At 68.8% G+C, this 14,239-nt stretch carries 14 protein-coding genes; 11 read left to right on the top strand and 3 right to left on the bottom strand.

The features are described 5' to 3' along the window. The first annotated feature begins 153 nt into the window (after positions 1-153). Positions 154-1,899, top strand: a complete 1,746-nt coding sequence (ctaD, locus tag ACZYYX_RS23405) for an aa3-type cytochrome oxidase subunit I (RefSeq protein WP_463817000.1) — start codon at positions 154-156, stop codon at positions 1,897-1,899. Between the two features lie 26 nt (positions 1,900-1,925). Further along, positions 1,926-3,155, top strand: coding sequence for a phosphoserine phosphatase SerB (gene serB, locus ACZYYX_RS23400; protein WP_463816999.1), 1,230 nt, complete (start codon positions 1,926-1,928; stop codon positions 3,153-3,155). An 18-nt stretch (positions 3,156-3,173) separates the two neighbouring features. Here the strand turns inward: serB and yczR are convergent, their stop codons facing one another. Next, positions 3,174-4,613 carry a MocR-like transcription factor YczR gene (yczR, locus tag ACZYYX_RS23395; protein WP_463816997.1) on the bottom strand — a complete coding sequence of 480 codons (1,440 nt, stop codon included), beginning with the start codon at positions 4,611-4,613 and terminating at the stop codon, positions 3,174-3,176. 62 nt (positions 4,614-4,675) lie between these two features. Between yczR and ACZYYX_RS23390 the strand changes: the two genes are divergently transcribed. From ACZYYX_RS23390 to ACZYYX_RS23355, 8 genes are all read left to right on the top strand, one after another. Next, complete coding sequence (locus ACZYYX_RS23390) at positions 4,676-4,828, top strand: hypothetical protein (protein ID WP_335333498.1); 153 nt, start codon at positions 4,676-4,678, stop codon at positions 4,826-4,828. Then, positions 4,825-5,514, top strand: coding sequence for a membrane protein YczE (gene yczE / locus ACZYYX_RS23385; RefSeq protein ID WP_463816996.1), 690 nt, complete (start codon positions 4,825-4,827; stop codon positions 5,512-5,514). Before ACZYYX_RS23390 ends, yczE begins: the two co-directional genes overlap by 4 nt. Before the next feature lie 13 nt (positions 5,515-5,527). Then, positions 5,528-6,376 (top strand): ABC transporter ATP-binding protein, encoded by an 849-nt coding sequence (locus tag ACZYYX_RS23380; protein ID WP_463816994.1) that lies wholly within the window; start codon positions 5,528-5,530, stop codon positions 6,374-6,376. Then, positions 6,376-7,233: an NUDIX hydrolase gene (locus tag ACZYYX_RS23375; protein WP_463816993.1), complete on the top strand. Its 858-nt coding sequence runs from the start codon at positions 6,376-6,378 to the stop codon at positions 7,231-7,233. Before ACZYYX_RS23380 ends, ACZYYX_RS23375 begins: the two co-directional genes overlap by 1 nt. After that, the gene (locus ACZYYX_RS23370) at positions 7,230-7,895 is read left to right on the top strand and encodes an enoyl-CoA hydratase (protein WP_463816992.1); all 666 of its coding nucleotides are present in this window, start codon (positions 7,230-7,232) and stop codon (positions 7,893-7,895) included. The genes ACZYYX_RS23375 and ACZYYX_RS23370 overlap by 4 nt, the downstream gene beginning before the upstream one ends. Positions 7,896-7,929: 34 nt before the next feature. Beyond that, the gene (locus tag ACZYYX_RS23365) at positions 7,930-8,940 is read left to right on the top strand and encodes a class I SAM-dependent methyltransferase (protein WP_463816991.1); all 1,011 of its coding nucleotides are present in this window, start codon (positions 7,930-7,932) and stop codon (positions 8,938-8,940) included. Then, entirely contained in the window at positions 8,886-10,103 is a 1,218-nt protein-coding gene (locus ACZYYX_RS23360) for a THUMP-like domain-containing protein (RefSeq protein ID WP_463817207.1), read from the top strand. The genes ACZYYX_RS23365 and ACZYYX_RS23360 overlap by 55 nt, the downstream gene beginning before the upstream one ends. 109 nt (positions 10,104-10,212) lie before the next feature. After that, positions 10,213-10,902: an esterase gene (locus ACZYYX_RS23355; protein WP_463817206.1), complete on the top strand. Its 690-nt coding sequence runs from the start codon at positions 10,213-10,215 to the stop codon at positions 10,900-10,902. Positions 10,903-10,906: 4 nt separating this feature from the next. Here the strand turns inward: ACZYYX_RS23355 and ACZYYX_RS23350 are convergent, their stop codons facing one another. Next, the gene (locus ACZYYX_RS23350; RefSeq protein WP_463816990.1) at positions 10,907-12,184 is read right to left on the bottom strand and encodes an outer membrane protein assembly factor BamB family protein; all 1,278 of its coding nucleotides are present in this window, start codon (positions 12,182-12,184) and stop codon (positions 10,907-10,909) included. A gap of 82 nt (positions 12,185-12,266) precedes the next feature. On the opposite strand from ACZYYX_RS23350, the gene ACZYYX_RS23345 reads away from it, so the two are divergent. Further along, complete coding sequence (locus tag ACZYYX_RS23345; protein WP_463816989.1) at positions 12,267-13,004, top strand: acyltransferase; 738 nt, start codon at positions 12,267-12,269, stop codon at positions 13,002-13,004. Here the strand turns inward: ACZYYX_RS23345 and ACZYYX_RS23340 are convergent. Then, positions 13,001-14,239 carry a glycosyltransferase family 4 protein gene (locus ACZYYX_RS23340; protein WP_463817205.1) on the bottom strand — a complete coding sequence of 413 codons (1,239 nt, stop codon included), beginning with the start codon at positions 14,237-14,239 and terminating at the stop codon, positions 13,001-13,003. The genes ACZYYX_RS23345 and ACZYYX_RS23340 overlap by 4 nt on opposite strands.

Here is a 14,239-nt window from a genome sequence, read left to right as displayed (position 1 = left end):
TCGGCGGCGCCGCAACTGACATGATTACGACAGTTTGTAGGACCACCCCGACTTCTGTCGGGTTCGGGGGTTAGGATTGCGGTCGAACTTCACCGGGAAAGCGTGTCGGCAAGCCTGTGCCATCCCGGTGCGTCAGGAAGGTTGGAGGACCAATTGGTAGCCGAAGCGCCCCCAATCGGAGAACTCGAGGCACGGCGTCCTTTCCCGTCGCGCATCGGGCCCAAAGGCAACCTGATCTACAAGCTCATCACCACCACCGATCACAAGCTGATCGGCATCATGTACTGCGTCGCGTGCTTCGCCTTCTTCCTCATCGGCGGGCTGATGGCGCTGTTCATCCGCACCGAACTCGCGGTGCCGGGTCTGCAGTTCCTGTCCAACGAGCAGTACAACCAGCTGTTCACCATGCACGGCACGGTGATGCTGCTGTTCTACGCGACCCCCATCGTGTTCGGGTTCGCCAACCTGGTGCTGCCTCTGCAGATCGGCGCCCCTGACGTCGCGTTCCCGCGGCTCAACGCATTCTCCTTCTGGCTGTTCCTCTTCGGCGCCACGATCGCGATCGCCGGCTTCATCACCCCCGGTGGCGCCGCGGACTTCGGCTGGACGGCGTACTCGCCGTTGACCGACTCGATCCACTCGCCCGGCGCGGGCGGCGACCTGTGGATCATGGGTCTGGCCGTCGGCGGTCTGGGCACCATCCTCGGCGCGGTCAACATGATCACCACCGTCGTGTGCATGCGCGCCCCGGGCATGACGATGTTCCGGATGCCGATCTTCACCTGGAACATCCTCGTGACGTCGATCCTGGTGCTGCTGGCGTTCCCGCTGCTGACCGCTGCACTCTTCGGGCTCGCTGCCGACAGGCACCTCGGCGCCCACGTCTACGACCCGGCCAACGGCGGCGTCCTGCTCTGGCAACACCTGTTCTGGTTCTTCGGCCATCCCGAGGTGTACATCATCGCGCTGCCGTTCTTCGGCATCGTCAGCGAGATCTTCCCGGTGTTCTCGCGCAAGCCGATCTTCGGCTACACCACGCTGATCTACGCCACGCTCGGCATCGCAGCCCTGTCGGTCGCGGTGTGGGCGCACCACATGTACGCCACCGGTGCCGTGCTGCTTCCGTTCTTCTCGTTCATGACGTTCCTGATCGCGGTGCCCACGGGCATCAAGTTCTTCAACTGGATCGGCACGATGTGGAAGGGGCAGCTGACCTTCGAGACACCGATGCTGTTCTCGGTCGGGTTCATCGTCACGTTCCTGCTCGGTGGTCTGTCGGGTGTGCTGCTGGCCAGCCCGCCGCTGGACTTCCACGTCACCGACAGCTACTTCGTGATCGCGCACTTCCACTACGTGCTGTTCGGCACCATCGTGTTCGCGACCTACGCCGGCATCTACTTCTGGTTCCCGAAGATGATCGGCCGCCTGCTCGACGAGCGGCTGGGCAAAGTGCACTTCTGGCTGACGTTCATCGGCTTCCATACGACGTTCCTGGTCCAGCACTGGCTCGGTGACGAGGGCATGCCCCGCCGGTACGCCGACTACCTGCCCAGCGACGGGTTCACCACGCTGAACATCGTGTCGACGATCGGTGCGTTCATCCTCGGCCTGTCGACGCTGCCGTTCCTGTGGAACATTTTCAAGAGCTGGCGTTACGGCGAGCCCGTGATGGTCGACGACCCCTGGGGTTACGGCAACTCCTTGGAGTGGGCCACCAGCTGCCCGCCGCCGCGGCACAACTTCACCGAGCTGCCCCGGATCCGGTCCGAGCGGCCCGCGTTCGAGTTGCACTATCCCCACATGGTGGAGCGCATGCGGCGGGAGGCCCACGTAGGGCGCGCGCACGGACCCGAAGACGGCGACGTGACGCGGATCGACGACGTCGAAGTTCGCAGCTGACTTCCGCGCGCTCGGACGTTGCGGGGGTGACCACGCCTAAGGTGTCGGTGCTCATCACCGTCACCGGCCGAGACAAGCCGGGTGTCACGTCGGCGCTGTTCGAGGTGCTCTCCTCACACGACGTGGAGCTGCTGAACGTCGAGCAGGTGGTCGTCCGCGGTCGTCTCACGCTCGCTGTCCTGGTGGCGGGACCGGCCGATGCTGCGGGCGGGATCACGCTGCGCGATGAGGTGCAGAAGGCCATCTGGGACGTCGGGCTCGACGTGACGATCGAGGGTAGCGACGGTCTGCCTGTCCTGCGTCAGCCCTCCACCCACACCATCGTCGTGCTCGGCCGACCCATCACCGCAGGGGCTTTCGGCGTCGTGGCGCGCGAGGCCGCTGCACTGGGCGTCAACATCGACACCATCCGCGGCGTATCGGACTATCCGGTGACCGGTCTGGAGTTGCGCGTCTCGGTGCCCACCGGCGCATATCGGAAACTGCAGACCGTCCTCGCCAAAGTCAGTGCCGAGCAGGCCGTCGACATCGCGGTCGAGGACTACAGCCTGTCGCGCCGGGCCAAGCGTCTGATCGTCTTCGACGTCGACTCCACGCTGATCCAGGGTGAGGTGATCGAGATGCTGGCCGCGCGGGCCGGGGTGGAGGCAAAGGTCGCCCAGATCACCGAGGCCGCGATGCGCGGAGAACTGGACTTCGAGGAGTCGCTGCGCGAACGGGTCGCGACGCTGGCCGGGCTTCCCGCGGCCGTCGTCGACGAGGTGGCCGACCAGATCGAGCTCACCCCCGGTGCCCGCACCACATTGCGCACTCTGCGCCGACTCGGTTACCACTGCGGTGTCGTCTCCGGCGGTTTCCGACAGGTCATCGAACCTCTCGCCGAAGACCTGATGCTCGATTTCGTTGCCGCCAACCACCTCGAGATCGTCGACGGCGTGTTGACCGGTCGCGTGACCGGCACGGTGGTGGACCGCCCAGGCAAGGCAAAGGCGTTGCGAGACTTCGCGGCTCAATTCGGTGTCCCCATGGAGCAGACGGTCGCGGTCGGGGACGGCGCCAACGACATCGACATGCTGACCGCCGCCGGTCTGGGCGTGGCCTTCAACGCCAAGCCCGCGCTACGTGAGGTGGCCGACGCCTCGCTGAGTCACCCCTATCTCGACACGGTGCTGTTCATCCTCGGCATCACCCGCGGTGAGATCGAGGCCGCGGATGCTCTCGACGGTATGGTGCGCCGGGTCGACATCCCGGACTGAGTCAGACGAGAACTGCGCTCAGACGACCACTGCGGCCGGTTCGGTGGGGGCCGATCCGGTCACCGTTCGCCAGGCCCTCGCCAGCAGCGCGATCGATTCGGTGAGCTGATCGTCGGGCAACGTGAAGGGCACGCGGATGAACCGCTCGAGCGTGCCGTCCACGCCGAAGCGGGGGCCGGGAGGGATCTCCAGACCCATCCGCGACGCAGCCGCCGACAACGCCGAACTCATCGGCGCCGGCAACCGCACCCACACCGACATCCCACCCGTTCCGGGCGCGGGCCGCCAGTCAGGCAGATGCTCGCTCAGCAGGTCGAGCAGCAGCGCGCGCCGGGCCCGCAGGATCTCCCGCCGTTCCGGGAGCACCTCGTTCTCGACTGCCAAAAGCCTTGCCGCAGCCAGCTGTTCGAACACCGGGGTGCCCATGTCGATCGCGGGACGCAGCGCCGCGACCGTCGCCAAGGTGGTGCGCTCGGCGCGGATCCAGCCGATTCGCAGCCCGCCCCAGAACGACTTCGACATCGAGCCGACTGTGAGCACGAGTTCTCTGCCCGTCGTCATCGACGCCGCGAACGGCGGCGGCACCTGCTCGTCGAGCCACATGTCGGTGATGGTCTCGTCGATGATCGTGCGGGTGCGCGTATCGGCGATGATCTGCGCGAGGCGGCGCCGCCCTGCCGGCGGCAGCGTCAATCCGGTCGGGTTGTGGTTGTCGGGAATCAGGTATGCCAGGCTCGGCATCAACTGCCGGATGGCCGCGTCCACGGCGTCGAGCTCCCAGCCGGTGGAGGTCATCGCGACGGGCACCGGCCGCACACCGCGGGTGGCCATCGCCGCGAGTCCGCCGTGGTAGGTGGGCTGTTCGACGAGCACCCGATCGTCGGGTTGGGTGTAGGTGGCCAGGATCAGCCCGATCGCATGCAGCGCACCGGTGGTCACCATGATCTCGTCAGGATCGGTGGGAAGTCCTCTGGCGCAATATCTTTCGGCGATCGCCTCGCGTAGGGCCGGCACGCCGCGCAGTTCGATGCCAATATCGCGCAGATAGGGGGTGATCAGGTCGGCCGCCTCGGAGTAGGCCTGCGACACCAGCGCGGCGGGGGCGGAGAGTGTTGCGGCGGCCAAGTTGGCGGTCGGGATGGTCAGCGAGGGCGCTGCCGGCGCGACAGGCAGCGCTGTCGTGCTGCGCGCTCCCTGCCTGGCGTTGAGGTAGCCGTCCTCGCGGAGCTGGGTGTACGCGGCGGTCACGGTGGTCCGGGAGACATGCAGCGCTTCGGCCAGTGCGCGCTCGCTGGGCAGCCGCGCCCCGATCGGGATGCGGCCGTCCACGATCAACAACCGGATGGCGTCGGACAGGCCGTGATAGGCCGGTCCGGCGCGACTGGACGTGCGCCAGTTACCCAGTTCGCGGCACAGAAGGTCCACATCGAGGGATCTGGCAGTCATGGAAGCGGTCATTGAGGCCAGTATTGCCCAACTGGCTATTGATAAGCAAGCCAGTCGGGCCAGAAGATGGCGGCATGACTCACTGGATATCTCGACTGGCCCTCAGGCTGGCTGATCTGTACTACCTACCGTCGATCGGGGGGACGCTCGACGAGCGGGACTCCGACGCCCGCCGCATGCGCACCGAACTGGACGCGATACGCATGCACTTCCCCGACCACTCGTGAAGGCCGCAGTCGGCAGGGGAGCCGTGCGGGGTGCCGTGTTGCTCGCCGGGCTCACCGGCTACGGCACCTCCATGGCGATGATGGTGCGCGCCGGTCTCGGACTGGACCCCTGGGACGTCTTCCATCAGGGACTGGCTCTACGTACCGGCATGACGATCGGCACCGCGTCGGCGGTGGTCGGGGTGGCGGTGCTGCTCGCCTGGATCCCGCTGCGCAACCGGCCCGGTATCGGCACCGTCGCCAACGTCGTCGTCATCGCCGTGACCGTCGACGTCGCACTGTCCTTCATCACGGCGCCGCAGTCCCTCCCGGCGCGGGTTGCGCTGATGGTGGGGGCGGTGGTCTTCAACGCTGTGAGCACGGTGCTCTACATCGGGGCTGGGCTCGGACCCGGCCCACGGGACGGCTTGATGACGGGACTGGTGGGCGCCACCGGCCGATCGGTGCGCCTGGTCCGCACCACGATCGAGGTCACCGTGCTGGCGCTCGGCTGGCTTCTCGGCGGCACCGTCGGCGTCGGAACTCTGGCCTATGCCTTCGGCATCGGACCGCTGGTGCAACTGTTCGTCCGCCTCACCCCGCAGCGGCTCCTCGCCGCGAGTGGATGGGCGCAGGTTCGCCGACCGGTCACCGCCGCCGATGCGGGCCCGCTCGCCGAGGCGCGCGGGCAGTGCACGGCGAGCTGACTACGATGAGCGGGTGCCTGCCGACCCCCGTGATGAAGAACCAGCAGCCGATCAAGACCTGCTCATCGACTTCACGAAGGTCACGTTGCGGCGCAACGGGCGGGTTCTCGTCGGACCCGTCACCTGGTCGGTGGAGCTCGACGAGCGGTGGGTGATCGTCGGTCCGAACGGGGCCGGGAAGACGTCGCTGCTGCGCATCGCCGCGGCGATGGAACACCCGTCGTCCGGCACCGCCCACATCCTCGGTGAGCGACTCGGGCGAGTGGACATGTCGGAGCTGCGGGCCCGGATCGGGCTGAGCAGTGCTTCCCTCGCCCAGCGGGTGCCCGACGACGAGATCGTGCGCGACCTCGTGGTGTCGGCGGGCTACGCGGTGCTCGGCCGGTGGCGCGAGAAATACGACGACGTCGACTACGCCCAGGCGCTCGACATGCTCGAAAGCGTCGGCGGCGAGCACCTGGCCGACCGGACGTACGGCACGCTGTCGGAGGGCGAGCGCAAACGGGTGCTGATCGCCCGCGCGCTGATGACCGATCCTGAGCTCCTGCTGCTCGACGAGCCGGCCGCCGGGCTGGATCTCGGCGGCCGCGAGGAACTCGTGGCCCGCCTCAGCGACCTCGCACTGGACCCGGACGCGCCCGCGATGGTGCTGGTCACCCACCACGTCGAGGAGATCCCACCCGGTTTCTCCCACTGCCTGATCCTGTCCGAGGGTGCGGTCGTCGATGCCGGCCTGCTGACCGACGTCCTGACCGCCGACAATCTGTCCGCCGCGTTCGGTCAGTCGATCGCGCTGGACCTGATCGACGGCCGTTACTTCGCACGCCGCACGCGCAGCCGAGCCGCGCACAGGAGGCGTTGATGGCTTCGTCGACGAATTCCGACGATCCGCTGGTCCCGCGGCCTGCCGCGACCGTGATGCTGGTGCGGGACACGCGCCGAGGCATCGCAGGCGGCATTGAAGTCTTCCTGATGCGCCGGCACGCGGCGATGGAGTTCGTCGCCGGGGTGATGGTGTTTCCCGGCGGCGGGGTCGACGACCGCGACCGCAACGCCGACATCGCCTGGCACGGACCCCACCCGAGCTGGTGGGCGCAGCGCTTCGGCGTCGACAGCGAGCTCGCCGAGGCGCTCGTGTGCGCTGCCGCGCGGGAGACGTTCGAAGAATCCGGGGTGCTGTTCGCGGGGTCGGCCGACGATCCCGACCTGCTCGTCGACGACGCCTCGGTGTATCGCGAACAGCGTGCTGCGCTGGAAAGCAAGCAGCTGTCGTTCGGCGAGTTCCTGCGCGCCGAGAACCTCGTGCTGCGCTCTGATCTGCTGCGGCCGTGGGCGAACTGGGTCACGCCGAAGGAAGAGCGCACCCGCCGCTACGACACCTACTTCTTCGTCGGCGCGCTACCTGCGGGGCAGCGCGCTGACGGTGACAACACCGAAACCGACAAGGCGGGCTGGGTGACTCCGGAGGCCGCCCTCGACGATTTCGCCGAAGGACGCAGCTTCCTGCTCCCGCCGACGTGGACGCAGCTCGACGCGCTGGCCGGCCGTAGCGTGGCCGAGGTGCTCGCCGTCGAGCGGCAGATCACCGCGATCGAGCCGACGCTGGCAGCGAAGCCGGGCGGAAACTGGGAGATCGAGTTCTTCAACAGCGACCGCTACAACGCCGCCCGCAACCGCCGCGCCCCCCAGGGCCACACCGACGCCGCTCCGCAACCGTGAGGGAGTTCGTCAGTGTCCACACCGGCAGCGATCAGGCCCACGACGAGCCCCGGATCGCGACGCTACTGCTCTCGCGTCCGCCGACCAATGCGCTGACCCGCCAGGTCTACAGGGAGCTCGCCGACGCCGCCAACGAGCTGGGGGAGCGGTCCGATCTCGCCGCCATCATCGTCTTCGGCGGCCATGAGATCTTCTCCGCCGGCGAAGACATGCCCGAGCTGCAGACCCTCACCGGCGAGGAGGCCGCGGTCGCGGCGCAACTGTGCGAGACAGCGGTCGAGGCGCTCGCCCGAATGCCGCGCCCGACGATCGCCGCCGTCACCGGCTATGCCCTCGGTGCAGGGCTGGCCCTCGCACTGGCCGCCGACTGGCGGGTCAGTGGTGACAATGCGAAGTTCGGAGCGACGGAGATCCTGGCAGGGATGGTTCCCGCCGCCGGTGGTGCAGCGCGCCTCACCGCGGCGGTCGGTCCCAGCAAGGCCCGCGACCTGGTGTTCACCGGTCGTTTCGTGGACGCGCGGGAAGCGCTCGAGCTCGGCCTTGTCGACGAGCTGGTGTCACCGGACGGCGTGTACGACGCCGCCCTGTCGAGGGCGCGCCGCTTCCTCGACTACCCGCCCGATGCGCTGGCTGCGGCCAAGGCCGCCTTCGACCGGCCATGACCGGCCTCCGCCTCAGAGCGTTAGGCTGCCCTGCATGACGACAACGAAGGAACCCGGCGCCCAGTCTGATGTCGCCGACCCGGCTCCGACGCCGCACGCGACCAAGGAGCAGGTCGACGCCGCGATGCACGACACCAAGCTCGCCCAGGTGCTCTACCACGACTGGGAAGCCGAGACCTACGACGAGAAGTGGTCGATCTCCTACGACCAGCGCTGCGTCGACTACGCCCGTGGCCGCTTCGACGCCGCGGTGCCCGAGGAAGTACAGCGGCAGCTGCCCTACGACCGCGCGCTGGAGCTGGGCTGCGGGACCGGGTTCTTCCTGCTCAACCTGATCCAGGCCGGGGTCGCCCGGCGCGGGTCGGTGACCGACCTGTCCCCGGGCATGGTGAAGGTGGCCACCCGCAACGGCCAGTCTCTCGGGCTGGACATCGACGGCCGCGTCGCCGACGCCGAGGGGATCCCCTACCCGGACGACACATTCGACCTGGTGGTCGGGCACGCGGTGCTGCACCACATCCCCGACGTCGAGCTGTCGCTGCGCGAGGTCGTGCGCGTGCTCAAGCCGGGCGGCCGCTTCGTGTTCGCGGGGGAGCCGACCACTGTGGGCAACCGCTACGCCCGCGAACTGTCGACGTTGACCTGGCGGATCGCCACCAACGTCACGAAGCTGCCGATGCTCTCGGGCTGGCGTCGCCCGCAGGCCGAGCTCGACGAGTCCTCACGGGCTGCAGCACTCGAGGCGGTCGTCGATCTGCACACCTTCGACCCGAGCGACCTCGAGCGCATGGCGACCGGCGCCGGCGCCGTCGAGGTGCGCACGGCCAGTGAGGAATTCACTGCGGCGATGCTCGGCTGGCCGGTCCGGACGTTCGAGGCGGCAGTGCCTCCCGGACGCCTCGGCTGGGGCTGGGCCAAATTCGCGTTCTCCAGCTGGACGACGTTGTCGTGGGTGGACTCCACCGTGTGGCGCCGGGTCGTGCCCAAGGGCTGGTTCTACAACGTGATGATCACGGGGGTCAAGCCGGGCGGCGCATCGTCGTAGCGTTCGGACTCGACGATGTTCGCTTCCTGCGCACCGAATCCGGTCGGCAGGCGCTCGCCGAGGTCGACCTGCTGGACCTGACCGCCACCACCTTGGTCACCGATGTGGCAACGGCGCGAAAGCAATTCGGCGAGCGTGCCGCGGTGCTGGTGGAGACCGTGCGTCTGCGGCGCAAGGCCGCCGCCAAATTCGACGGCGCGGCGCAGTGGCTGTTCACCGACGAGGCGCTGCAGCAGGCCACCGCGGCGCCGGTCGCCGCTCATCGCGCGCGACGGCTCGTCGGCGCAGCCGTGCACGACGCCACCTGTTCGATCGGTTCCGAGCTTGTGGCGCTTGCGGATTCGGCAGCATCGGTGATGGGCAGTGATCTCGATCCGGTCCGGCTGGCGATGGCGCGCCACAACGTCGGCGCCCGGGTGCCGCTCTGCCGCGCCGACGTGCTGCACCCCGTCAGTAGGGATGCGGTCATCCTCGCCGACCCCGCGCGGCGAACCGGATCGTCGCGCCGCTTCGACCCCCGCGCCTACCAGCCGCCCCTCGATGATCTGCTCGAAGCACTGGCCGACCGTGATCACGCGGTGAAGTGCGCTCCGGGAATCGATTTCGACGTCGTCGAGGAGATGGGTTTCACCGGGGAGATCGAGGTGACCTCACTCGCCGGGAGCGTGCGGGAGGCGTGCCTGTGGTCCCCGGGCTTGACGAGAGACCGGGTGCGCCGACGCGCGACGGTCCTCGACACCGGGGAGCAGGTCGTCGACACCGACCCCGACGACTGCGGCGTCGCGCCGGCAGGCCGCTGGCTGGTCGACCCCGACGGGGCGGTCGTGCGCGCAGGCCTGGTGCGCCACTACGCGGCGCGGCACGGGCTCTGGCAGATCGATCCCGACATCGCCTACCTGTCCGGGGACGGGCTGCCCGACGGCGTGCGCGGATTCGAGGTGCTCGAGCAACTCGCCTACAGCGAACGCCACCTGCGCCAGGCGCTTTCGGCGCGCGCAGTGGGCGCGGTCGAATTCCTGGTCCGCGGTGTGGACGTCGATCCCGACGCTCTGCGCAAACGCATGCGGCTGCGCGGCGCGGAGCGGGCATCGGTCGTCATCACCCGTCTCGGTTCCGGAGCCTCAAGCAGGGCAACGGCATTCATATGCCGTCCGTCACGGTGAACCCTCACGTACCCTGGCGGTGAACGCACTTCCACCACTGTTCCCACCACCGAAGTCCACCCCGCGCCCCCGAGCGACTACGGCGCCGACGATGAGGATGCTGTTGACGATGCGCGTGATCGCCGCCGCCCTTCTGGCCGCCGGTGTGTTCGCCGGCTCCGTCGCTATCCCGGCCGCCGCGGCCGAACCGGCGTGCACCGATCTGGGCGGCACGGTCGATGCGCAGCATGTGTGCACCGTGCACATGGACAACCCCACCTACACCGTCGACTTCACGTTTCCAGCCGACTATCCCGACCAGCAGGCCCTGATCGGCTACCTGACCCAGACCCGGGACGGCTTCGTCAACGTCGCCGAGATGCCGGGCTCGTGGAACCTGCCGTACGTTCTCGACGGCAAGGGCGCGGGGTATCGCAGCGGCCCCGACGACGGCGGCACCCGCAGCGTCGTGTTCGAGGTGTACGAGAACGTCGGCGGCGCGCACCCGCAGACCTGGTACAAGTCGTTCAACTGGGACGTCGCCAAGAAGGCTCCGATCACCTTCGCGTCGCTGTTCAAGCCCGACACCCGGCCCCTGGACGTCATCTTCCCGATCGTGCAGTCCGAGATCTCCCGTCAACTGGGCGTCGATTCCCCGATCACCCCGTCCGACGGCCTCGATCCGGCCAAGTACTCGGAGTTCGCCGTGACGGACGACTCGATCATCTTCTTCTTCGGCCAGGGCGAGATCATGGCCGGCGCCGGCGGCGCGCTGCAGGCCACGGTGCCTCGCTCGGCCGTCGCCGCGATGATGGCCTGACAGGTCAAGCCGGCGCGAAACCGTAGACCCGGCCGTCGCTCGTCGCGGTCACCACGCGGCGATCGTGACCGACGGACACCCCGACCGGCCAGCCCGTCGCGTTGGGCAGGCGGTAGCTGTGCACGGTGTGCCCGTCGCCCAGGTCGAACACCGTCAGAGCCATGCCGTCGCCGTCAGGGGTCACGGTGTATCCGACGCCCGCGATGCTGCTCGTCGTCAGCGGCGCCGTGTCGTCGCGGCGCCACAGCCGTTCCGGCCCGTCACCGGTGTCGCGGATAGCGGTCAGCGTGGCACCCGGGCCGCCACCGGCGACGATCATCCCCTCGGGCGTCACCGAGGGCGGGGTCTGCGCCAGGTAGTCCAGCGGCTGTGACCACTTCACCGAACCGTCCTCGGCGTTGATCGCCCACAGCCGCTCGTCGCGGCCGTTGACGTAGATGGTGTTGCCGTCCGGGGAGAAGACCGGGCTGCCCAGCGGACCGCGGCCGACGGCGTCGCTAGTCCACTCCTGGGTGATCAGCGGGGTCTGTCCCGGCCGGTAGCGCAGACCGACCAGTTCGGGTTCCCCGGCGCTGGGTGGCCACAACGTCACCACGATGACGCCGGAGGACTCGGAGTAGGCCGGCGCGGCAGCTACGGGACACTCCGGCCCGCCGAGCCGGCAGTCCTGCAGACCACGTTCCGAGTCGCGCGGATCCAGGCCCGCCACGAGGTCCACAGACGTGCCCGCCACTGTGCCCCGGTGCGCGTCGAAGACCAGCACCTGGCCGAGGTGGGTGACCACCAGCAGGTGACCGGGGTCCAGGAAGCGCATCGTGGTCGGCATACCGATCACCGGCTGGCGCCAGCGGATCCACTGCGTCGGCGGGAACGACAGCACCGCGCCAGGCTGGCCCACATAGAGATTGTCGAAGCCGTCGAACAGTGGACTGGAGAGGCCGCCCCCCTGCCAGAGGCGCGTGCACCACCGTTGACGCGCCCGGTTGTTGGTCTCCCAGACCATCAGCGAGCAGCCGCCGGCGGTCTGGGCGTTGACCGCGAGGTAGTTGCCCGAACCCAGCGCGACCTGCGCGGCGAGTTCACCTCTGACCGAGCGCACCCACTCCAGGCGCAACGTGTCGGCGCCGGCTCGTGCGACAGAACTCCGGTTGGCGGCGTCGGCGTACTGGGCGGCCCAGCCGGAGGCTGCGCGGGCATCGACCCAGGAATCGGTCGTCCCGCATGACGAGGTGGCTACGGCGACGAGCACGGCGCTGGCCAGCACGATGATTCGCCGGAGCACGGGTTCCCTTCTTGTCGCGGTGGACGTCAGCCCCCGTGAGGGTAACCGTTCGGGGTTCCACGCTCGCGTAGGCTTTCCGGCCATGACGACGATGTGGGGCGCGCCGCTGCACAAGCGCTGGCGTGGATCGCGGCTGCGGGATCCTCGCCAGGCGAACTTCCTCACGGTGGCGTCGTTGAGATGGGTTCTCGCCAACCGCGCCTACACGCCGTGGTACCTGGTCCGGTACTGGCGTCTGCTGAAGTTCAAGCTCGCCAATCCGCACATCATCACCCGCGGCATGGTGTTCCTCGGTAAGGGCGTCGAGATCCAGGCCACCCCGGAGCTCTCGCAGATGGAGATCGGCCGGTGGGTGCACATCGGCGACAAGAACACCATCCGCTGCCATGAGGGTTCGCTGCGGATCGGCGACAAGGTGGTGCTCGGCCGCGACAACGTGATCAACACCTACCTCGACATCGAGCTCGGCGATTCGGTGCTGATGGCCGACTGGTGCTACATCTGCGACTTCGACCACCGGATGGACAACATCGAGCTGCCGATCAAGGACCAGGGCATCGTCAAGGGCCCGGTGCGCATCGGCCCCGATACGTGGGTCGGGGTCAAGGTCAGCGTGCTGCGCAACACCACGATCGGGCGCGGCTGCGTGCTCGGCTCGCACGCGGTGGTCCGCGGCGACATCCCGGACTTCTCGATCGCGGTGGGGGCGCCCGCCAAGGTGGTCAAGAACCGCAAGACCTCGTGGGAGACCTCAGCTGCCCAGCGCGCCGAACTGGCGGCAGCGCTGGCCGACATCGAACGGAAAAAGGCCTCCCGCTAACCCTCGCGGTGCCGCTCGGGCAGCGCCAGTTCGGCGATCGGTCGGCGCGGTTGGGGGCGGCGTTCGCCGCGCTTGGCGCCGAGATACACCTGCGCGGTCTCGGCGGCCACCGTCGCCCACGCGAAGTCGGAGGTGAGTCGCTCACGCGCGGCCGTGGCGGCCCGCTGGGCGGCGTGGGGGGCATCGAGCACGGTGCGTACGGCGGCCGCCAACGCGGCCACATCGCCCGGCGGGAACGTGTGACCGGTGGTGCCGTGGCCGACGGCTTCGCCGAGACCGCCCGCGTCGGACACCACCAGGGGTGCGCCGGCCGCCGCGGCCTCCAGCGCGACGATGCCGAACGGCTCGTAGCGCGACGGCAGCACCGCGACGTCGGCACGGTGCAGCAGCGCCAGGAGCTGTTCGTGGTCGACCAGGCCGACGAAGTCGACGGCCTTGAGCACGCGGTGCCGACGGGCCTGCTCGGTCAGGAACGCCAGCTGCGTGCCGTCGCCGGCTATCGTCAGCGTGGTGCCGGGGTGGGTGCGCCGGATGCGGGGGAGGGCCGCGATCGCGTCGTGGACCCCCTTCTCGTATTCGAGCCGGCCGAAGTAGAGCAGCTCGGCGGGGCCGGTCCGTGGCCGGCGCATGGCGAAAGGCCAACCCTCGGTGTCGATTCCGTTGCGGATCACGGCGATCTCGGGCAGGCCGGGGCCGAACAGTGAGCTGATCTCGTCCCGCATGGACGCCGAACACGTGATGAGCGAATCGGATTCGTGCACCAGCCAGGATTCCAGCGCGTGCACTTGGCGGCTGATCGCACCGCTCACCCAGCCGGAGTGCCGGCCGGCCTCGGTGGCGTGAATGGTGGACACCAGCGGCGCGTCGAAGAACTGCGCCAGCGCGACGGCAGGGTGGGCGACCAGCCAGTCGTGGGCGTGCACGACGTCGGGCCGCCAGTCGCCGAGGGTGAGGCCGGCGCGCACCATCGCATGGCCCATCGCCAGGGTCCAGGCCATCATGTCCATGCCGAAGGCGAATTCGTGCGGATCTTCGGCGGCGGCGATCACACGCACGCCGTCGCTGATCTCGTCGGCGGTCGGATGGCTGGCGGGGTCGGTGCCGGTCGGCCTGCGGCTGAGCACGACGACGTCGTGGCCGGCGGCGACGAGTTCGGTGGCAAGGTGATGCACGTGCCGGCCGAGCCCGCCGATCACCACCGGCGGGTACTCCCACGACACCAGAAGGATCTTCAT

Source organism: Mycobacterium sp. IDUB_1 (assembly GCF_055419625.1).
Note: the sequence above shows the minus strand (reverse complement) of the source record. Positions and strands in the feature narration are given on the sequence as shown.